General features: G+C 62.2%; 17 protein-coding genes. 10 read left to right on the top strand and 7 right to left on the bottom strand.

From position 1 onward, the window contains the following. Nucleotides 1-95 precede the first annotated feature (95 nt). Nucleotides 96-1,169: a glycosyltransferase family 2 protein gene (locus tag FQ320_RS08465; protein WP_148471279.1), complete on the top strand. Its 1,074-nt coding sequence runs from the start codon at nt 96-98 to the stop codon at nt 1,167-1,169. After that, nucleotides 1,166-2,083 (top strand): glycosyltransferase family 2 protein, encoded by a 918-nt coding sequence (locus FQ320_RS08460; protein WP_148471278.1) that lies wholly within the window; start codon nt 1,166-1,168, stop codon nt 2,081-2,083. The genes FQ320_RS08465 and FQ320_RS08460 overlap by 4 nt, the downstream gene beginning before the upstream one ends. On the opposite strand, the gene FQ320_RS08455 is transcribed toward FQ320_RS08460, so the two are convergent. The 4 genes from FQ320_RS08455 to FQ320_RS08440 form a co-directional block, all read right to left on the bottom strand. Beyond that, a complete protein-coding gene (locus FQ320_RS08455) occupies nt 2,068-4,371 on the bottom strand; it encodes a polysaccharide biosynthesis tyrosine autokinase (protein ID WP_148471277.1) in 2,304 nt (767 codons plus the stop codon). The genes FQ320_RS08460 and FQ320_RS08455 overlap by 16 nt on opposite strands. A 250-nt stretch (nt 4,372-4,621) precedes the next feature. Next, nucleotides 4,622-5,602, bottom strand: coding sequence for a glycosyl transferase family 2 (locus FQ320_RS08450; RefSeq protein WP_148471276.1), 981 nt, complete (start codon nt 5,600-5,602; stop codon nt 4,622-4,624). Between the two features lie 26 nt (nt 5,603-5,628). Next, entirely contained in the window at nt 5,629-6,585 is a 957-nt protein-coding gene (locus FQ320_RS08445) for a glycosyltransferase family 2 protein (RefSeq protein WP_148471275.1), read from the bottom strand. A gap of 112 nt (nt 6,586-6,697) precedes the next feature. Continuing rightward, a complete protein-coding gene (locus FQ320_RS08440; RefSeq protein WP_148471274.1) occupies nt 6,698-8,032 on the bottom strand; it encodes a polysaccharide biosynthesis/export family protein in 1,335 nt (444 codons plus the stop codon). A 124-nt stretch (nt 8,033-8,156) separates the two neighbouring features. Between FQ320_RS08440 and FQ320_RS08435 the strand changes: the two genes are divergently transcribed. The 6 genes from FQ320_RS08435 (at nt 8,157) to FQ320_RS08410 (ending at nt 14,705) form a co-directional block, all read left to right on the top strand. Further along, nucleotides 8,157-9,356 (top strand): glycosyltransferase, encoded by a 1,200-nt coding sequence (locus FQ320_RS08435; RefSeq protein WP_148471273.1) that lies wholly within the window; start codon nt 8,157-8,159, stop codon nt 9,354-9,356. Nucleotides 9,357-9,468: 112 nt separating this feature from the next. Further along, nucleotides 9,469-10,665, top strand: a complete 1,197-nt coding sequence (locus tag FQ320_RS08430) for a glycosyltransferase (RefSeq protein WP_370513042.1) — start codon at nt 9,469-9,471, stop codon at nt 10,663-10,665. 87 nt (nt 10,666-10,752) lie between these two features. Further along, nucleotides 10,753-12,357: a glycosyltransferase family 39 protein gene (locus FQ320_RS08425; protein ID WP_148471271.1), complete on the top strand. Its 1,605-nt coding sequence runs from the start codon at nt 10,753-10,755 to the stop codon at nt 12,355-12,357. Further along, the gene (locus tag FQ320_RS08420) at nt 12,347-13,381 is read left to right on the top strand and encodes a glycosyltransferase family 2 protein (RefSeq protein ID WP_148471270.1); all 1,035 of its coding nucleotides are present in this window, start codon (nt 12,347-12,349) and stop codon (nt 13,379-13,381) included. The genes FQ320_RS08425 and FQ320_RS08420 overlap by 11 nt, the downstream gene beginning before the upstream one ends. Then, on the top strand, nt 13,344-13,754 hold the full coding sequence (locus FQ320_RS08415; protein ID WP_148471269.1) for a GtrA family protein: 411 nt from the start codon (nt 13,344-13,346) through the stop codon (nt 13,752-13,754). The genes FQ320_RS08420 and FQ320_RS08415 overlap by 38 nt, the downstream gene beginning before the upstream one ends. Before the next feature lie 60 nt (nt 13,755-13,814). Next, the gene (locus FQ320_RS08410) at nt 13,815-14,705 is read left to right on the top strand and encodes a hypothetical protein (RefSeq protein WP_148471268.1); all 891 of its coding nucleotides are present in this window, start codon (nt 13,815-13,817) and stop codon (nt 14,703-14,705) included. A gap of 58 nt (nt 14,706-14,763) precedes the next feature. On the opposite strand, the gene FQ320_RS08405 is transcribed toward FQ320_RS08410, so the two are convergent. The 3 genes from FQ320_RS08405 to FQ320_RS08395 all read right to left on the bottom strand — a co-directional run bounded on the left by FQ320_RS08405 (nt 14,764) and on the right by FQ320_RS08395 (nt 17,952). Beyond that, nucleotides 14,764-15,435 carry a sugar transferase gene (locus FQ320_RS08405; protein WP_148471267.1) on the bottom strand — a complete coding sequence of 224 codons (672 nt, stop codon included), beginning with the start codon at nt 15,433-15,435 and terminating at the stop codon, nt 14,764-14,766. Between the two features lie 259 nt (nt 15,436-15,694). After that, nucleotides 15,695-17,188 (bottom strand): FAD-dependent oxidoreductase, encoded by a 1,494-nt coding sequence (locus tag FQ320_RS08400; RefSeq protein WP_148471266.1) that lies wholly within the window; start codon nt 17,186-17,188, stop codon nt 15,695-15,697. Continuing rightward, nucleotides 17,185-17,952 carry a hypothetical protein gene (locus tag FQ320_RS08395; protein ID WP_148471265.1) on the bottom strand — a complete coding sequence of 256 codons (768 nt, stop codon included), beginning with the start codon at nt 17,950-17,952 and terminating at the stop codon, nt 17,185-17,187. The genes FQ320_RS08400 and FQ320_RS08395 overlap by 4 nt, the downstream gene beginning before the upstream one ends. Before the next feature lie 228 nt (nt 17,953-18,180). Between FQ320_RS08395 and FQ320_RS08390 the strand changes: the two genes are divergently transcribed. Both FQ320_RS08390 and ltnD read left to right on the top strand, forming a co-directional pair. Next, on the top strand, nt 18,181-19,503 hold the full coding sequence (locus FQ320_RS08390; protein ID WP_187393828.1) for an O-antigen ligase: 1,323 nt from the start codon (nt 18,181-18,183) through the stop codon (nt 19,501-19,503). 480 nt (nt 19,504-19,983) lie between these two features. After that, the gene (gene ltnD, locus FQ320_RS08385; protein ID WP_148471263.1) at nt 19,984-20,886 is read left to right on the top strand and encodes an L-threonate dehydrogenase; all 903 of its coding nucleotides are present in this window, start codon (nt 19,984-19,986) and stop codon (nt 20,884-20,886) included. The last annotated feature ends 159 nt before the right edge of the window (nt 20,887-21,045 follow it).

Below are 21,045 nucleotides of genomic sequence, written 5' to 3'. Positions count from 1 at the left end.
GCCGGCCCCCAAAAGGGGCGCGGCGTGATCTTTGCGTCCAGCCCGGATGTTTTAGTTTGCCCGGTCCGCCGCAATGCGGCAGGCTGGGCAGCAACATGCTTACGCGAAACATCAATGCCCCTGCCGACCGAACCCCCCGGTCCCTTGCCACCAGTGCCTGCCCCTCAGGGGCGGCCAATGCGGGTATAGCTGCCGAAGACGTGCTCGTCGCGGTTCCCGCACTGAATGAGGGCGCCCATATCCGCGATTGCCTGAGGTCTCTTTTCGCCGACCCTTGGCTGGCCGGTGCGCGGGTCGTCGTGGCCGATGGCGGCAGCACCGATGACACATCCGCGATCGTCAGGGCGATGATCGCGGATCATCCCACGCTTTGCCTCGTGCACAATCCCGGACGTCTGCAATCGGCTGCCATCAACACCGTCGTGCGCGCCTGCGCCAATGATCGCACGCGGTTTGTGGTGCGCTGCGATGCCCATGCGACCTATCCGGCGCGCTATGTCGCCCGCGTGGCAGAAGCCCTGTCCGCCTGGCCCGACGCTGCGTCTGTCGTCACGCCGATGGATGCTGTTGGTGGCGGATGCTTTCAACGGGCGGCGGCCTGGGTTGTCGATACGCCACTTGGGTCGGGCGGGTCGGCCCACCGCGGGGGACGAAGCGGTGGTTGGGTCGATCATGGGCATCACGCGGGGTTTCGCATCGAGTGGTTCGACCGGATTGGCGGCTATGACGAAAGCTTCAGTCACAACGAAGATGCGGAGTTTGACCGTCGGTTGACGCTGGCTGGGGGGCGGATCCGGCTGGATGCTGACATTCGGGTTGATTATCGAATGCGTCCGACGGTGCGCGGGCTGGCCCGGCAATACTGGAATTACGGGCGGGGTCGCGCGCGGACCGTCCGCAAGCACCGGATGCGGCCAAGGCTCAGGCAGATGGTTCCGGCGCTGAACTTTGCGGTTCTGGCGCTGGCAGTCGCAATGGCGCCGGTCTGGCCGCCGCTTCTGGTGCTGCCTGCCGCCTATGGGGTTGTTCTTGCCGCAGTTTCGTGCGTTGCGGCGGTGCGGTTAAGATCCCTTTGCGGGCTTTGGGCCGGGGTCGCGCTTGGCGCTATGCATAATTTCTGGGGCGCGGGATTTTTGTGGCAGATGATCGCAGGGGAGCAAGCAGCGTGACTGCGCGCCGGGTTGATATCCTGATCTGCACCTTCCGCCGTCCCGAAGTGGTGCGCACGCTGGAATCGCTCGCCGCGATGGACGGGCCTGCGGATGTCGCAATCCGCGTTGTGATCGCCGACAACGACGACACCCCAAGTGCGCGGGACGTGGTGCAGGGCGCGGCGGCAGATCTTCCCTGGCCAATCCATTATATCCACGCCCCGGCGCGCAATATCTCTGTCGCGCGCAATGCCTGCCTTGATGCCGCCGACGCGGATTACATTGCCTTTCTGGATGATGACGAATGGGTCGCAGCGGATTGGCTGTCGCAGCTTCTTGCAACGGCCCGGTCGGGTGGCGCGGATGCCGTCTTTGGACCGGTCATCGCGGCCTATGACGACACCGCATCGGATTGGATCCGCGCGGGCGATTATCACTCCAGCTATCCGGTGCGGCGCAACGGGCAGGTTGAAACCGGGATCAGCGGCAACGCGCTTTTGCGGTGGGGGGATGATGTGCCCTGGACGGCAGAGCGGTTCGATTTGGCGCGGGGTCGGTCAGGCGGCGAGGACACCGAGTTTTTCTTTCGCCTGCGCCGCGCCGGAGCGCGTTTCGAAATCTGTGACGCCGCCCGCGCGTGGGAAAGCGTGCCGCAGGCCCGGCTGAGCCTGAGATGGCTGGCCCGGCGTCGGTATCGCATGGGGCAGAGCTATGCCGTGTCAGCCACAAGCAAGGCGCAGCGGATCAAGCTGGGAGTGGCCGCGTTCGGCAAGGCGGGCTATTGCGCGGCGGCGGCGCTGCTTTGTGCGCCCGCGCAGGCGCGGCGGAACCGCTGGATATTGCGCAGTCTATTGCATGTCGGGGTCTGTGCCGGATGCCTGTCGCTGCCCCAAAGCGAGCATTACGGCACGCCCTCTCAGTACACGGCATAGTCCTTGGACCAGTAGGTGCGAAAATTGCGTCGGCCGACCATCGTCAGCACGGCACAGGTGGGCGTGATGTTGGCGTGGCGCAGCTTGCGCATGCAGTCGTTCAGCGAGTCGACCGAGCTTTTCTTCCAGCGCACCGCAAGCACGATCTCGTCGGACTGGCGCAGGATCGGCAGAGCGTCGGACACCGACAGGATCGGAGCCGTGTCAAAAATGATGATGTCGAATTCGGACTCGAGCTGACGGATCACTCCAGCCATGCGTTCCGAGAGAAGCAATCCGCCGGGATCGTCGTTGCCCTTTTGCGCGGGCAGGATATAGGCGCCGGTCACGTCGTCCTTGTGCAATGGTTCGGTGACGATGCCGGACAGCAGGTCGTTCAGGCTCGGGTGTTGCGGCACCTTCAACAGACGCGTGATGGAAGCGCCGCGAAGATCGGTTTCTACCAGAATCACGCTCTTGCCTGTTTGCGCCACGGATTGGGCCAGCAGCAGGCTGGTCGTGGTTTTGCCTTCGTTGGGCAAGGCCGACATCACCGATATCTTCCACCCCGAGGTCGCGCGCCCGATCATCAGCATGTTGCGCAGGGTGCGGATTGATTCTTTCAGCGCTGCGTTGCGTGGCTGACCGATCGCCTTGATCGGGTCCATGCGGCGCAGGATGCCGCGGGCAACCGGGATTGTGGTGTAGACCGGCACGCCACCCAGCAGGCGGCGCAGCTTGGCGGGGCCATCCACCGAGGTGTCCAGAAAGGCGCGCAGAAATGCAACGCCCAGACCGGCGCAAAGACCGGCGATCAGGCCCAGCGCAACGCTTATTTTCTTGCGCGGGGCGGCAGGACTGAGCGGCGGTTCGGCATAATTGACCACCCGCGCATCTGCGGCCTGCAACGTGACCATCTCGGTGCTCTGGGTAAAGGTGGTCAGGAAGGTCTCATAAATCAGACGGTTGGCGTCACGTTCGCGTTCAAGTTCGGAAAGCTCGATCTGTTCGCGCGCCCAGCCCAGATAGGCCTGTTCCAGCTCTTTGAACTGGCGCCGGACCGACGCCTCGCGTGCGGCCGCTACGGCGACCTTGTTTTCCATCTCTGCGAGAATACGCCTGACCTCGTTTTCGACGGCCTTGTCGGTCTCGGCGATCTGATCGGTTATATCCTCAAGCCGACCGCTGGTGTCGCCGAACCGGTCGCGCAGCCGCACCTCGAGCAGTCGGGATTCCGCCTGTTCCTGTTGCAGACGGCGAATCAGGTCCGAGTCGAGAACACCGGCGGCCGCCACGGCACCCTGTTCCTTGATCAACGATGCTATCTGCGTCCTTTCGGCCTCCAGCTCGGAGCGTTGCGCGGTCGCGTTGACCAGACGGCTCGACAATTCGCCCAGTTGCTGGTCCATCCAATCCGTGCCGCCACTGTCACCGTCAAGGCTTTGACTGCGGAAGGCGATCACGCTGCGTTCCGAGGCTTCGAGGCGGCTACGCATGTCCGATATGCGTTTGTCCAACCCGTCGGTCAGGCGCTTGATCGATGCCAGCTTATCCTCAAGCTGAAAGGTTATGTACTGATCCGCGACGGTGTTCGCCACCGCCGCCGCAACCATCGGATCGGGAGACGTGAACCGGATATCAAGAACCGACGAGTTACCTTGTTGGCGCACGCTCAACCGTCTTGCGAGGGTATCGACATAGACCGCCTGATCGCCGCGCACCGACCGTTCGGCGGTGGCGGCCGAGCGGACCCGGTCGGCACCGCTGGCGGGCACCCCGGGAGCGATATCGCCGTCTTGCGGGGCGGCCGGTTCCGGATCTGCATCCTGTTTGCCGAGCAATTGTTTGATCGAGGACTTCAGGCTTTCAGTTGCGGTCGCAAACAGCGAGGGTGCCGGGGGCGCGGGCACGAGGGCAGGGTTGAATTCCGGCAGATCGGCAAGAGCCAGCGTTTCCGACACCCGAGACAGGAAGCGCCCCGAGGTCATGATTGAAATTTCGCCATAGATTTCGCCGTTGTCACGATCCGCACGTTTGAACAGCGATCCGAGCGCGTCATCCGCCCGGTTTTCCTGCCCCAGCAGGATCTGTGCCGTGGCCACATAGATCGGCGTGATCCGCAGCACCAGATAGGTGGCGATCGCACCGCCCAAGCCTGCGCAAAGCGCGATGATCCAGACGTTGCGCCACAGAATACGGGCTATGTCACCAAGGTTAAGGGTGAATGAATCGTCTCGCGGGGCATCGCTATATTCAAGATTGCGGCCAATGGCCGTTCGTCCGAGTCTGCCATTCGTCTCGTTGTTCATCCAAAACCCATCATTCCTTCACAATGCTGACCTCGCCGCCGATATGGTCTGCCTTGAGAAATGCAAAAATTAAGTACAATAATAAGACGTTCAATCACGCCTGTCGCCCGAATGCAGGTGTCGGAAATTCGACGTTCAGGCCATCATATGATAGCAGGCGCAAGACTTCGCCTCAAGCGGCACGGTGCGCAATGCCGAGGGAACGTTACGGAAAAAGTGGAAACTGTGTAGCAAATCGGCAGCGCGCAGGTCAGTTGCCGGACGGTTTACGCCGGATCAGCGCTTTCACCGAATATTGTCGTAATTTCCGGTTGTTGGCAAACACGATGATCTCTCCGACCAGCCCCAGCGCGATCACCTGGATGCCCAATACCATCATGAGAACCGCAAAGATCAGCCCCGGCCGGTCGGCCAATGCCACAGCGCCGAAGATTCGCGCCATGAGATAAACCATCGTGATGGCAAAGCCGACCAGCAGGATGGGCAGACCGATCGCCCCGAAGAATCGCAGCGGACGGCGGAGGAATTTCAACACCACATACAGCGTCAGCGCATCGAACAGCGCCCGGAAATGCGCGAACGGCTTGAACACGAAGGTCGCTGCCCCCGGCGCATCGCGGTCGGCCTGAGGGACGACGACTTCGGTCACCGAATAGCCCAGTTCGCTTGCGATGGCGGGCAGGAAATGCTGGCGCACACCGAAACCGCTGACTTCTTCCAGCACCACACGCCTGGTGATCCGCGTGCGGCAGAAAATATCGGAAACCGAATTGCCAAAATACCGTGCGAAAACCCATTGCAGTACGCGGTTGCGCAACGATCCCTGTCGCCCCTCGCGGGCGGCCACAACCATGTCGGCATCCTGTGCCGCCGCGATCAATCGGGGCAGGGCGGCGGGGTCGATCTCGGGCCAGCCGGCCAAGGTCAGCACATGGTCGCCGCGGCTTCGGTTGACTGCCTTCAGCAGGGCGGCATCCTCGTCTACCCAGGTGCGCTGGCCCATGATTATCAGCTCGTCCCACCCCTGGGACAGATCCTCGAGCGATCTTTGCAATTCGGTGTCGCGCTCGTTGATAACGCAAAACACTTCGTAGGATAGGCCCAACGCGTCCAGCGAAGGACGATAAGCGGCAAGCATGGCCGGCAGATCAGGTGCGCCGTCGACCGCAACGACAACCGACAGCCCGGGCGCCGGTTCGTGCGGCGAATCATTGTTGATGGCACGATTCATATCGTGAAAACCCCCGTTTTTTCGTTTTAAGTCCGCTCATCCTTGCCGCGGATCAGATTGGCGGCGTTGCGGAAGGCAAGCATGACCACCACGCCGCACAGAAAAAGAAACACTGCCGTGACGCCGAAAAGACCAGAGAGCGTCATGCGCACCACCTGTGATCCACCGCTTGTCGTCCCGATGAAGATCGCCGAGACGATGGCAAGGCCCGCCACGACCACAGCGGACATCGTGAAGGCCGAAAGCGGGCGGCGCCCGAAATACAGCAACGCCTTGATCGACAACAAATCCAGCAGCACCTTGAAAATCCGCGACAATCCGTAATTCGATTCCCCGAACTGGCGGGCATGGTGGCGCACGCCCACCTGAGCGATCCGCGCGCCCATCGGGATCGTCATCGCCGGGATGAACCGGTGCATGTCGGAATACAGCGGCACCGCCTTGATCACCTCGGCGCGGTACACCTTGAGCGAACAGCCGTTGTCGCGGATCGGCAGGCCGGTCACCTTGCCGATCAGCCAGTTGGCGACCTTGGACGGCAACTTGCGCGACAGCGCCTTGTCCTTGCGTTTGACCCGCCAGCCGACGACCAGATCGTACCCCTCGTGCAGCTTGTCCAGCATCATCGGGATGTCTGCCGGATCGTTTTGCAGATCGCCGTCCATCGTCACAAGATACTGGCCCCGCGCATATTCGATTCCGGCCCGCATCGCGGCGGTCTGGCCAAAGTTGCGCTGAAACTCCATGACCGCGACACGGGGATCCTCGGCGGCGATGGCTCCGGCCCGCGCACAGGTTTCGTCGCCGCTGCCGTCATCCACCAGCAAGAGTTCAAAGTCGATACCAGCGGGCTCCAGCGCGGCGACGATTGCATCGTAAAGTGGACGCACACTGTCCTCTTCGTTGTGCATCGGCACAACCACGGACACTTCGGGGCGAATCGACAATTCGTCGGAGGTCCAGAAGACGTTGGCATCAAGCATTATAACACGCCCCTTGATAGTTTGCGCATCGCATGGACCAGACGCATGCCACCGCGCCCATTGGCGCCACCGCATATCCGGCAACCGGGCCGGCGGGGATGGTGTCGTGCCATTAGTTCGATGGCGAAACCTCATTGTCGGTCAGACTGATTTCCAGCGTGTCGAGCGGCCGCAGTATGGCGTCGGGAGACACTGTTTCGCTCACGAAAGCCCCGCCCACGTCGCGTGCGATCCGGAAGACGGGCACTGGCGCGTCTGTGTCGGCAGTATCCATCAGCAGCGAGGCCTGCTGCGTGATGGACAGCAGGCCGCGCTGCGTCTCGCGGCGTGACAAAAGCTGGTCGATTTCGGTATTGATGGATTGCAGTTGCGTCAGATTCTCGCGGGTTTTTTTCTGGATCGTCTCGTTTAGGGTGCGCTCGACCTCTTGCAGCGACTGGGTGGCTCGGAATATCTGATTTTCGGCGTCAAGCTCGCGCGCCTCAAGATCGAACAGCGCGCGCTGGGAATTGAGCAGGGTGGGCGAACGTGTCAGCCCCCGGGCAAGCAAGGATTCAAGGTTCCCCACCGCCTCGGCCATGATATTGACCTGACGGGTGATCGCTTCAAGCTTTTGCGTCAGAACACTGACCTCACGCACAAGCAGCGCCCGGCTGGATTGCAGAGATTCAACCTGAAGCGCATGGGATTCAAGCTGGGTTTCGTAGATCTCGCGCTCACGGGCAAGGATCGCGTTCACGGAGTCGGGCCCGCCGGGATGTGTTACGCCATCGGGCAGGTCGAACGACGCGCGGTCGGCGGATTCCGCTTCCAGCCGCGCCTTGCGGACGTGCAATGTCGCAAGGTTGACTTCAAGCTCGCGCAGGTTGCCCGTGACGTTCAGGGTCTCCTGTTCAAGCCGCCCGCTACCTGCCTCCGACAGCCGGTAATAGCCGCCTGCCAGCGCGAGAAGCTGTATCGCGCGCATGCCGGGTCGAAAGGCGTATTCGCCGGGCCGCGCGACATCGCCCAGCACGAAGACCGGTCGGTAGCTGGCGATTTCAATGGCGACGCTGGGGGCTTCGCGCGATCCCATACGCTCTTTCAAGGCCTCGGCGATATCATCGGCCAGATCGTCGGCGCGTGTCCCTGCCGCCGCGACACCGCCGATAATCGGCAGCATGACCCGCCCGTCCGTGCCGATACCATAGGTTCCGCTGACCACCTCGAGATTGCGAAAGGTCAGGGCGTTGTTGTCCCATATGACCACGCGCAACTGGATTTGGTCCATCGGGCCAAATTCGTAAGCGTCGCCGTTGGTCCGGTCTGCCCCCGCTGGGGTTTCACCTGTCGGTGTGCCGACAGTCTGCGCGTATCCCGGCAATGCAAGCCCCTGAAACAGGGCAAGGCAAAGCACGACACATGTCGTGAAACGGAAAAACGGCGTCGGGTTTGCGTGTCCGAACATTGTTAGGTCCCGAAATAAATTTCACCGGGTGCAGAAAAGCTGACTTGCCTCTTCGGCTCCGATTATCAATTGTTTGAATAATTAGCACGTTCCAGCACCGTCCGTCGAAGGATAAATGCACCTAATGGCCCAAACAATCACGGCGATCGTGCCCACATACAACCGGGCGGTGTATCTGTCCGAAGCACTCGCCTCGATCGCCAGCCAAACGCGCCCGGTAGACGAGATTATTGTCTGGGATGACGGATCGACCGACGCGACCGAAACGGTGGCGCGGGCCGCCGCCGGGCCGGTACGCTATTTTCGATCCGCCAACGGTGGCAAGTCGCAGGCGCTGAACGCTGCGATGGCCAAGGCGACAGGCAGTCTGATCTGGATCTGCGACGACGACGACATTGCTCTGCCTGATGCTGCGCAAACGCTGGCCGGGCTTCTCGGGGCGCGATCCGACGCTGACGTCGCGGGCGGCAGCTATCGGCGTTTTCACACCGACCCCGGGACCGGGGCGCGGATCGAACGGGGGCCGGGCTATTGGCCCGACCTGTCGCAGGGATCGGTCCTGCGTCACCTGCTTGAGGATATCTTTCTGTTCCAGAATGCCACGCTGGTGCGTCGATCGGCCTATGAGGCGGTCGGTGGATTCCGCGAAGATCTGCCGCGCTCCATCGACTATGACATGATCGTCCGACTGGCAGTACGGGCGCCGGTGGTGATGACGGAAAAGGCAGTGTTCCTGCAACGCAAGCACGACGGCGCACGCGGCCCTGCGACAGCGCGGCACGCCGCAGCGCGCTCGGGCGAGGTCTGGCAGATTGCGGACCGTGACGTCTTTGCACCCTTCCGGAAGAGCGTTCCGTTGTCGCTTTATGAGGCGCTGTTTGAGGGCACGCCCGACGCCGTCCGCCGCGCCGGATTATTGCAGCGGGCGTGTGTCTATGCGCGCCGAACCGATTGGGCGGCGGCGTGCGAGGATTTCGGCGCCGCAGCCGAGGTGGCGCCGGAGCATCCGCTGAGTGAGCTTGAAGTCGCGATCTGCCGACGCGCCATGGGGGGCAAGCACGGCATCGTTCAGGCCATGATACCTGAGGTTCGGCACACATTGGCCCATCTGGCCCGGTCTGGCCCTCCCGGTGCCGCCATTGCACGCGCATTGAACCGGGGGCTGCGGTGGCGTCTGCGCGAAGCGGTTGCGGCACGGCGTTTCGGTGATATCGCCGGGATCGCGCGGTTGGGACTGGGCCTGTTCAGCGGGCGTGACAGCCCATCCGAAGCGCCGACGATGCCGTTAACCGAACGTGACGACCCATGCAAACCGCGGGGGTGACCGGGCTGCCGGGTTGGACGACCCCGCGACGCCATGCTAAATATCCACTGTTCAAACAGATAAGATGCCGCGACAATGCGCGCGGACCGTCCGATATCGCAAGGAAAGCGCCCTGATACCGTCTCCTGTCCGGCCCCTTGCTGTTGATGGCGCGCAGACACGGCGCACGCGCCTCCTGTTTTTCGGGTTCGATGCATCAGAGCCTTCGCACATCCGCAGAATCCGCGCCTATACCGACTGTGGCTTTGACGTGAGCGCCGCGACCATGCGGCGGGACGGGCAGGGGACGGGGCCCGACACTGGGGTTTTCTGGGATAATATCCACCTTGGCACGACCCGACATGCGGCAATGGGACAGCGTTTGAGTGCCATCGCGGGCGCGATTGCGGCATTGCCCCGGCACCGCAAACGGCTGTCGGGTTTCGATGTGATCGTGGCGCGCAACCTCGATATGCTGGCCATCGCGACAGCGGCCCGCGCCATGATGCGGCCCGCGCCGCCGCTGATCTATGAATGTCTCGACATTCACGGACTGATGACGAATCCGGGCCGCAAGGGGCGTGTGGCGCGCGCGTTCGAGCGGCGCTTATTGGCCCGCACATCGGCGTTGATCGTCTCGTCTCCGGCTTTCGTGGAGCGTTATTTCGCGCCTTTGCAGGGCTGGTCGGGGCCGGTGGCATTGCTGGAGAACAAGCTGTGGCTGGGGCCGGGCCCTGCCTTTCGCCCCGCGCCCGAGGCGGTAAAGCCCCGTGCGCAGGGTGATCCGTTGGTGCTGGGGTGGGTTGGTGCGCTGCGTTGTGCGCGCAGTCTTGCAATCCTGGCGGAAACGGCACGCCGTCTGGGCGACGGGATCGAGGTGCGGATGCACGGTATCGTGCACCGTCACGCCTTGCCGGACTTCGACGCAACGCTCGCTGCGAATCCCAACCTGCGATATCTTGGCCCCTATGCCTATCCCGACGGTCTGGCCCGGATCTATGCCGATTGCGATCTGGTCTGGAGTCAGGACCTTTGGCAATGGGGCACCAATTCAACTTGGCTGCTGCCCAACCGGATTTATGAGGCGGGCTATTATGGCTGTCCCTCGGTCGCAGTCGCCGGAACCGAAACCGGCCGCCGTGTGGGCGACGGGCTGGGCTGGACGATCCCGACACCATCGGTCGATGAGTTGTGTGCGCTGCTGACACGGCTGGACGCGCCGGATATCGCGGCGCGCCGCCAAATGTTGCTGTCGCGGCCCGATTCCCGCTTTCGCCAGACCTGCGCCGAGATCCGGGCCGCAGTGGAGCAGCCGCTGACCCGCTTATGAGAGGGCGCCGCCGCGATTGCGCGAACCGATGAGGGGATGCTAGGGTAAATCCATTAGCTTTATGTTTTTCGCTCCGGATATTATTGGATGCCCATAAAACTTCACCCGGCCCTGCCGTTCGCGGCCCTGGTTCTTCTCTGGGTGTTTGGCGCGTTGCAACGCTCGATCTGGTTTGACGAGGCGATCACGCTACAGACGCTTGCCGCCGATCAGTTCGTCCTGGCCCCCGACGGGTTGATCGTGCTGGGCGATATCGGGCGTTTCTTCAACGGCTCAACCAATCTGTCCGAGCTGGTCCGTCGCTACGCCGAGACCGACGTGCATCCACCGCTCTACTTTGTGTTGGTGCACCTTGCCGGGGTGATCTTCGGCGGTGGATTGATGGTGGCGCGGGGCGTGTCGGTCGCGCTGGTGGCGCTGTCGGTATGGCTTTTTTGGTGGGCGCTGGGGCGCACGGGCACTGCGCATCGGGGTGTGTATGCGGCGGTTTTCGCGCTGTCCTTTGCGGCGAGTTCCAGCGCGCAGGACGCGCGCGGCTATGCGCTGGCGATGCTCTGCGCAATCGCAGCCTGGTCCTTGTCTGCGCTGGCTGACGCCGCCCGCACCACCCCGAGCCGGTTGCGCCTTGAAGCAGGGGTCGGGCTGGCCTGCGCCGCGCTTCTTTATACGCATTATTTCGCGCTGTTTGTCGTCGTACCGATTCTTGGGTGGCGCGTTTTGCGGGCGATAAGCGATCGGCAGGGGCTCGCGCTGATCGGACCTGTGCTTTGCGCGTTGTTGTTCGCTCCGTGGGTGCCGGTCCTGATCGTGCAGATGACCACCCGGCCGGAGCAGATGACCGGGTTCGCCGGAATCCTGGACTGGATCAGGGGGGCGTCGAACCTTGTGCCTGCGCAGGTCTTTTCGATCGCTTGGCCAGATGCGCCGAACCTCCTTCAGGCGCGGGGCCGCGATATCGTCCTTTTGGCGATGATCGCGGGGGCCGTAACATGCCTGTGGAGGTGGCGGCGCACCGGGGCCTCTGGCGCGTTTGCCTGGCTTGCGCTCTGGGTGCCCGCGGTGGGGATTGCCTGTTTCCTTGCCGCCTCGATCCTTCTGGATCGCTGGTTCATGACCTTCCGGTATTTCCTGTTCTTTGCGCCGTTCCTCAGCTTTCTTGCGGCCAGCGGCGTGCTTTGGGCCGGGGCGGCGCTGGACCGCGCGACGGGCGGCGGGCGGGCATGGTTGCGCATGGCCCCGGCGGCAATCCTGATCATCGCCCAGATTGCCGCGCAGAATTTCGGATGGGAGGCGATCGGCACGCGGGGCGGCAACTACTTCCTGACAATGCGCGACCAGATCGAAGCCGCGGGCCCGCAGGACAGCCTGCTGATTATCGATTCGGGGAACGGGCGCGGCACGGTGCTGGCGGCGGCCTATTCGCTGCCACCGACGACCCCGGCTTACCTGCTGGCCCCGGATCCCGAAAGCTGGGGTGCGGCGGCTGTGGACATCCGCGCGCTCGCCCAGACCCGTTCGCTGATCCTGTTGGTCTATACCATCGAGCGCGGCGCGATGGAGAGCGACAAGGCAGCGCTGTATGGTCCGATCCTCGAAGCCCTGGCGGAGGCGGGATTTACCCGCACTGCCGCACCGCCGGGTGACAGGGGTGGCCGATATTATTCCAAATGGGTGCGGTCAGATGCAACATAATAGCATCAAAACCAAATCGCTGCCGTTACCGGCACCGGCACCGCTTTTGCCAACCCGACCGCGCGTGGCCGATCCGCTGATTTCGCTGGTGGTACCGTGTTACAAAGAGACTGAATCCATCGCTTTGTTCGTCGCGGCAGTCGACGCGCATCTGTCGAGCCACCGGATCGAGATGGTTTTCGTCAACGATGGCTCGCCCGATGCCACGCTTCAGACTTTGCTGGAGCTGAGTGCCCGCGATCCGCGCGTCGTTGTCATCAACCTGAGCCGCAACTTCGGCAAGGAAATCGCGATGACCGCCGGTCTGGAACATGCCACGGGCGATGTCATCGTGCCGATGGACGCCGACCTTCAGGACCCGCCAGAGGTGATTCTGGCGTTCCTTGAGCGCTGGCGCGCCGGCTATGACGTGGTCTATGGCCTGCGCTCGGACCGCGCCAGCGACACGATGGCCAAGCGGACGACCGCGGGGCTTTTCTATCGCTTTTTCAACCATCTGTCGCAGACCGAAGTGCCGCCGAATGCCGGGGATTTCCGCCTGATGGACCGCGTGGTGGTGGAGGCGATCAAGCGGCTGCCGGAACGCAGCCGTTTCATGAAGGGTCTGTTCGCCTGGGTCGGCTATCCGTCGGTCGGTGTGGATTACGTGCGACCCGAACGCGCGGCGGGTGAGACCAAGTTCAGTTACTGGAAGCTGTGGAATTTCGCGCTGGACGGCATCGTCAGTTTTTCGACCCTGCCATTGCGGATCTGGACATATGTCGGATGTCTCGTCGCGGTGATTTCGGTGTTCTATGCCTCGGCCATCGTGGTGCGCACGTTGATTTTCGGACGCGACGTTCCCGGCTATGCCTCGATCATGGTGGCGATCCTGTTTCTGGGGGGCATTCAGCTGATGTCGCTCGGGGTGATCGGTGAGTATCTCTCGAGGCTGTTCCTTGAGACGAAACGCCGCCCACTTTATCTGGCACAGGGGGTTTATCGCAATGGTCAAGACGTCACCGATACCATCGGCTCGGGTTGAGCTGTCCAAGGCGCTGCGGTTCGCCATCGTGGGCGGGATTGCCACACTTGTGCATCTTGGCGTGGCGATGGCCACCCTCGCCATGGGCGCGGGCGCTTTCCAAAGCAACGCCCTGGGGTTTGGAGTGGCTTTCGTCGCCGGTCTGGTCGGGCATTTCCATTTCACCTTCGGCCTGTCGGACGGTTTTGGGCGGTCGGCGTGGCGCTATGGCGTGATCGCACTTGCGGGGTTTGCGGTGAACAACGGGTTGCTGGCATTTCTGCGTGCAGCCAAGGCGATCCCGGAACCCGCAGCACTTGCCGTGGCGATCCTTGTGGTGCCGGCGGGCACCTTTCTGGCGGCGCGGTTCTGGGGCTTTGTGTCCCACGGTTGAACCGCCGTGCCGGGGGAAACCCATGCCGGGGTTCGGCGGAAAGGACAAATCGGACGGATCATGCCGAACACACTGGCCCATATCGCCGTTCAGACGCTTGCGACGCGGGGTTTCCTGCGTGATGCGGATTTCAAATGGATTCTTGCAGGCTGCGTGTTGCCGGACATCCCGTGGATCGTACAGCGGGCGGCGACCGTTCTCGTGCCCGAAATACCGGCGATCCCGTTACGCCTTTACGTCGCCGTGCAAAGCAGCCTGTTGGTGACGCTGATCCTTGGGGCGGCGCTGGCGCTTCTATCGCGGCGTCCGGGGCGGACCTTCGTGATTCTGGCCGTTGGTGTTGTGATGCACTTGCTGCTGGATGCGACACAGACGAAATGGGCCAATGGCGCGCTGTTTTTCGCACCATTTTCGTGGGATTTGGTGAATTTTGGACTGTATTGGCCTGAGAGCCCGATCAGCCTTGGGCTGTCGGTGGCAGGGGTTGCCGTCGCGCTCCATGCGTTTTGGGCCGTGCAGCCGGTGCGCGGTCGGCCGGTGCTGCGTCCCACGACACGGCCCGTGTTGGCCGGGGCGCTGATGCTTGTCTGGCTGTCGCTGCCCGTTGTGTTGATGCCCGGCGCGAAACGTGCCGATCTGCATTTTGCTGCGACGCTTGATGTCGGGACGCAAAGACTAGGTAAAGCGATTGAATTCGACCGCACCCCAATGCTGATCGGGCCGGACGGCGTGGCGCGCCTGCGGGCCTGGACGGGCGAAACCTTTGTCTTGCAGGGCGCCGTCCCGGCAGACGCAGAGGTTGTGTCGGTGCGGGGCCAATTTGTCGCCGCAGATACCGTGAAAATCGACGCCATTTTTGTCCATCGCCCGGCGTGGCGCGCGATCCTGTCGCAGCTCGGCCTGCTGTTCGTCGCTGGCTGGTGGCTGCGCTGCCTGCGGCGGCGAAAATAGAGCCATTCCTGCAAATGCATTCGCAGTCTTTCCCGAATCCGATTTGACGCAACAGGCTCTAGAATGCATCCCGATTGCGACCGCGCAGAAACATCCGTGCAGTGGCGAGGATGATCGCGAGATCGGTGACCATGCTGCGATTTGCAACATAGAAAGCATCCAGTTTCACGCGGTTCTCATAGGTTTCGTTTGACCGGTTTCCGATCTGCCATGGCCCCGTGAGACCCGGACGGACCGAAAGATACAGGCTCTTTCTCGAACCGTATTTCTCTAACTCGTCTTGAACCACCGGGCGCGGCCCCACGACACTCATGTCCCCCAGCAGTACGTTGACGAACTGCGGCAGCTCATCAAGGCTGGATTGGCGCAGGAAATGTCCGATCACCGGCAAAATGCGGGGATCGTTGCGAAGCTTGCGCTGCGCCTGCCATTCACGGGCTGCGTCGGGGCAGTTTTCAAGCAGATTTTGCAGGGCTTCGTCGGCGTTCGAAACCATCGAACGGAACTTCAGGCAGCCAAAGGTACGCCCGTCAAGACCGACGCGCTTGTGCGAATAGATCGGTGCGCCCCGGCTGACCAGAATGATGACAATTGCGATTAGCGCCAGCAAGGGCAGGGCAAAGATCAGTGCAAGACCCGCAAAGACAGCGTCAAAAACCCGTTTGAGCCGAGGGTCATCTATGAATGCGTTGAAGTCTATACTTTCAAAGATGTAGGAAAAGTGGTGCATATCCAATAGTCCCTTGCAGGAAAAAAGTCTTTATAAGCATTGGGTTGTAAAATTCCCCCTAAAGAAACGACAAAGCAAAAATCATGCCCTCGTGAAGATTATGTTAACCTTCGGTAAAGCGTTTTGTCGAGAAAAATGCCGCAATTACGCCTTAATCATTGCCAGTTTCACGCGGGGATTGCATTTCAAATGGCGCATTCTCCCTTAAGCCAGAACCATATCTGCGGCAGGGGCACCACTTTGCCTTTTGCGCGGTGTGTCAGGACATGAACGAATCACCCGGCAAACCAAGCGTCCGCGCGATCTTTTTCAGGCGTTCGCACCGGGCCGGTCCGTCCGGCCCCAAAAGGGCTCCCGTCTCGACAAGTGGCATCCGCCGCATTACCGCATCCTCTAGCGTCATCGCCATTTCCTGGCGCATTGCGTATTCCATACGGGCGGCCAACGCGGCGCAATCGTCCGGATCGACCAATGCAGAGGCAACTTGCGGCAGCTTTTCGGTCAGGCTGCGCCGCCGGACCCTTGCTGATACGTCGCCGCCCAGATGCCTTTCCGCGGTATCCATCGCGCGGGCAGCGATGGAACGTGCAGTGGTATATTTCACCCCGATCACGCTGACCAAACCTGCCGCTCCGTCGGACGCGTGATCCAGAAGCGTTCCCGCGGTCCGGCGGCGCACTGCGTGGTTCCGGTCATCGTCCACATCTGCCGGGATCATGCCGTCATAGACGTGCAACACGTCCTGCATCGTCAGGGCCAGATCCGGACAGGCGCGATTCAGGATGTCCAGGAAATCGGCGACAGCGGTGTCGGGATCAATATCGGGGCCGGGGAGGGGCGCCTCGTGGGTTCCGATCACCGTCAACCCGGCCCAAGGCGTGAGGAAATACATCCGACCGCCCCGGTCGATAACGGCATCGGACCCTTCGCAGCCAACGATCCCCAGCGCCCGGTTGCCGATCTGTCGGCGCACGACGATGTTGAGAGCGCGCGCAAAGGCCGGAAACCTGGCACGCGCATCGGATGTCAGCACCGGGGAGGCCAGCGATCCGGCCGCTTCGCCCGTGCAGGACAACACGACACGGGCCGAAATCTCGCCCGATTCGCCGGTGATACGGTCGGTCACGGCGGCACCTTCGATCCGACCGCGACGGTGCACAAACCCATCGACCGCCATGTGGTTGGCGATGTCCGTCCCCGTCCGCGCCGCTGCCGAAAGCACGGCGATCTGCAACCGCCCGGTGTCCTGGATCTGTCCGTCACGCCAGACGCCGCCGCCGGTCAACCCTTTGGGTGCAAAGCCGCCAAGATGTCGCTGCGCTGCCGCCGCGCTGATCACGCCCGTTCCGCCAAAGTCCGGCCCGCGCAATCCCGTGGACAGCGCAGTATAAAGCGCCGCCGCCGCCGCGAAGGCCACTGGCCCCTTGATCCCGAATCCGGTCAGCGGAACGGTGAAATCCAGCGGCTGCACCAGATCAGGCGCGACATGACGCCAGAACGCACGTTCCCGCGCCGAAGCCCGCAGCCGCATCACGTCGAGATGTTGCACATAGCGAATGCCACCGTGCACGATCTTGAGGGAATTGAACGAAGTGCCAGCGCCGAAATCGCCCCGCTCGACCAGGGCGGTGCGGTGGCCGCGCAAGCTCGACTCGCGCGCGGCCATGGCACCATAGATCCCGCCGCCGACGACAAGGACATCGTAGGGATGTGCCGAAAGCGTGGCCAGCGAGGCACGATTAAGTCCGCTCATGAAACGCGCAGCCGGATCTGGCGGGCGACAAACCCGGGCAGGGCGACGCGCCGCCCGATGATCGTCGGCTGATGCCGGAGGGCCAACAGCGCGGACAGGATCGACCGGGCCGGGCGCGCCGGATCGATTGCGTCCGAAAGGTGAAAACCATAGCGCCCGACATCCCGCCAGGCACCGAAAACCGGCAAAGGATCGCTGCCCGGCAGAACAAGACCGGCAGCGGCAAAGACCCCCGGCGCGGGCCAGCCCAAGGGACGCCCGCCGTTGTCGCCAAGAAACACTCCCGTCGGCAGGCCATCCGAGACCAGCGCGGCAATCCGCGCGCCGCGTGCGCCCAACCACTTTCCCGCACCCCAAGGTAGGATCGCGGGCCGTCCCTCGGCGCGAAGTGTCCGAAGTACGTCATCCAGCGGCTGACCATCCAGAGCAGCGCCGCGATATCCGATTGCCAGCACCTCAAGCCGTTCGGCGCTGACGATCTGCCGCCCTGCCACCAGCACCAGAGCTTGCGTGTCGGGGCCGTGCAGCCGGATCGCCAGCGGATCGTCGGGCAACAGTTCCACGCGCCAGCCCAGCGGTACATCACGCCCGGCAGTCAGATCGTCAAACCCGGTTTCGCGCGGCGTTTCGGTCAGCAAAAGCGCGAAAGGCTCCGTGTTCAGTCCCGCCCGCCGTCCGGCCGTCGCCAGATTGTGCGCAGCGGCGGATAAAAAAGCTCCGCGATCGACACCGGGATAAAGATGTACATGGCCATCAATCAGCATCGGCAGCACCGGCAGGTCGCGAAAGGGAAAGACAATTCGACCATCGTGTTGGAATGTCCTTCTGTAAAAGTTGTTTCGCGCCCGACCGAAAACGTCTCCACGCGACCGGATGGTAGAAATAGTATAAAGTCCTGTCTACGATATACAGCAGAAGACCGCCGCGTCGCCAACAACCTGCCGAAAGCCTGCCGAGCCCGACAAGCCGGAATTTCAAGACGGAAGAAGCGCATGACGATCACGCCCGACATTCAAACAGGGATTGGAGCGGCTCCCTCCGAGCCCCGTGGCTTGGTTCTGCGGATCGCCGTAAAGCAGTGTGACGCCGTTGCCGTGACACTATGGATCCTCGTGACCTTTGTGCAGTTTCGCGGTGACGAGCTTTTGCTGTATCCGCTGGCGCTCTATTTCGCGGTGCGCGCGTGGCAGCGCCGGACCGAGATGGCGTGGCTCATGGCCCGATCGCTGCCGATCATGTTGTTGCCGCTGTGGAGCATGATCTCACCGCTTTGGGCGGTAGAACCAATGATCGCGTTCAAGACCTCGGTGTATCTGATGCTGACCATGGTGATCTGTTATGTGATCGTGCTCTCGCTTGAACCACGCCAGATCCTCTATTCGGTTCTTGCGGCAACCGGCACCGTAGCGGTGCTCAACGTTCTTTATGGATTGGGTACGGGGCAGATGGTGCCGGGTCTGTTTCCGCACAAAAACATGCTGGGTACCAATATGGTGATCCTGTGGACTGCGGCCGTCGCCATCACACTGGACCGGGGTGCGCCGCGCAAGTTCCGCAGCATCGGCGCAGTGCTTGCCACGCTCAGCCTGTTTTTGATCTTTAAAAGCCAATCGGCGACCGCCATCGTCCTTGCCGCAGCGACGGCGGGCGGGGTTCTATTGGCGTCGCCGGTGCTGTTGGGCAAATGGTTGCGTCCGCTCCGGCTGGCCGCGATCTGCATCGCCTTGGCGGCAGTCACCGGGCTGGCCGCCTGGGTTCTCGCCAATCCGCTGGGTGATGTGGTCGGCTCGACGCTTGACGCGCTTGGCAAGGATCGGTCGATGACCGGACGCACCGTGCTCTGGACCTATGCCGAGGATCAGATCCGTGAAGAACCGCTTTTGGGCGTCGGGTCCGGCGGGTTCTGGCGCTATGACGAATCGCCGCTGATCCGAAAAATCCACGAGGATTTCTATAAGGGTTCGCGCACCACCTTCAACTTCCACAACAGTTTTTACGAGATTGCCGTGCACCAGGGGCTGATCGGGCTTGGGATGACGTTTGTGGCGATGGTCTGGGCCCTTGGCTGGACTCTGCGTGGTGCGATGACGCTGGGTACGATTCCGGCGATTTTCTTTCTGTGCCAAGCTGCCGCCGTCACGATCCGCATCTTTGCCGAGGCCGATTTCTACAAACCCTTCGTGCTGTTCCACATGTTGCTGTGGATCGGCGCGCTGACGGTAATGCGCCAGATCCGCGGGCTCCAGCGCGAGCGGATGCGGGCCGCAGAAAATCACGGTGTGTCCCAGGTTCGCTTTTTGCCAGAACCGGACTGAAAACGCGCACCCGCTTGCAGGGTGGGACCGGATTCATCCCCGGGTTGGCTGTCGGGCGGCGAAGCGCGGCAGTTCGGAAATTTGACGCTTGATCAAGGCCTTGTGCTGATAGTTGGCGAAAAGTTCGGGATACCCACGCGGCTGCCTTGATATCCATCTCGGATGTTATGCCAGAGTATAGGAACAGGGAAAACGTCGCCGATGTTCTGCGTGTCAGCTCAAACGGGGATGAGCGTAGCGACTAAACCAAGTCTATGCGCCCGCGGCTGGGCGCGATCACTGTGAGGCATACCGTGGGCCCGGCGTCACGCTCGCCACCACCATCCGTCAAGGGTTGATCCCAGGCTCAGTTGAACCCGATCGGTGCTCGGGAGCGTCCGATAGCTGTCATTTCTGTTGCTCTCACGATTGCGGTTGTTCTTTGGTCCCTGCTGAAACACCTTATGGGCAAATCCACTCTCCCTGAATGAAAGATGCCCTATGTCTGCTTCTCAAAACATCGCTGTTATTGGTCTTGGCTCCATGGGTTATGGCATGGCGCAGTCGGTTCTGCGCGCAGGGCATCACACCTATGGGGTGGATATCAACGCGGCGGCCATGGCCCGGTTTGCGGCAGAAGGGGGCAGCACCGGCAACCTGTCCGATGTCGTGGGCGAGCTGGACGCCGTTGCGATTGTCGTGCTGAACGCCCAGCAGACCGAAGCAGTGCTGTTTGGCGAGGCGGGCGTCGTGCCGGGGATGAAGCCGGGTACGGTGGTCATCGCTTGTGCGACGGTACCGCCCGAATTCGCAAGGGCGATGCAGGCGCGCTGCGGCGAACACGGGGTGCATTACCTTGACGCACCGATATCCGGCGGGGCACTCAAGGCCGCACAGGGTGCGCTGTCGATCATGGCATCCGGCACGCCCAAGGCGTTCAAGGCGGCGCGCGGCGTGCTGGATGCGACCGCTGAGACCGTATTTGAACTGGGCGACGCCGCCGGAGCAGGCTCGGCGATGAAGGCGGTCAATCAGCTTTTGGCGGGCGTGCATATCGCTGTCATGGCCGAAGCGCTGACCTTTGGTATGACCCAGGGCGTCACCCCCGACAAATTTGTCGAGGTGATTTCAAAGTGCGCCGGTACCAGCTGGATGCTGGAAAACCGCGCACCTCATATCGTGGATGGCGATTACACGCCGCGCAGTTCAATCAACATCTGGCCCAAAGACCTGAACATCGTTCTGGATATTGCCAAATCCGCCAAATTCAGCGCGCCGATCACGGCGGCCGCCCTACAGCAGTTCAAAGCCGCCGCCGATCAGGGGCTTGGCGGCGAAGACGATGCGGCGGTGGCCAAGGTTTATGCCCGCAATGTCGGTCTGAAGCTGCCGGGCGAGGTGTAAGCGCTGACTGTTCAGGGCTGCACTGGCGATAATTTCACCGGCGCGACCGATCTCGCCGGTTTGCTTGCATGCTCGGGGGGTGCTGCCGATCGCTCTGCCATCGGCAGCCTCTGAAACGACCCCATTCGGGGCATCACGTTGATTCGGGCACAGCTCCAA

The sequence above is a fragment of the Oceaniovalibus sp. ACAM 378 genome (genome assembly GCF_008085915.1).
In the GTDB taxonomy this organism is placed as follows: domain Bacteria; phylum Pseudomonadota; class Alphaproteobacteria; order Rhodobacterales; family Rhodobacteraceae; genus Oceaniglobus.
This window is presented reverse-complemented; position numbering and strand designations above follow the sequence as displayed.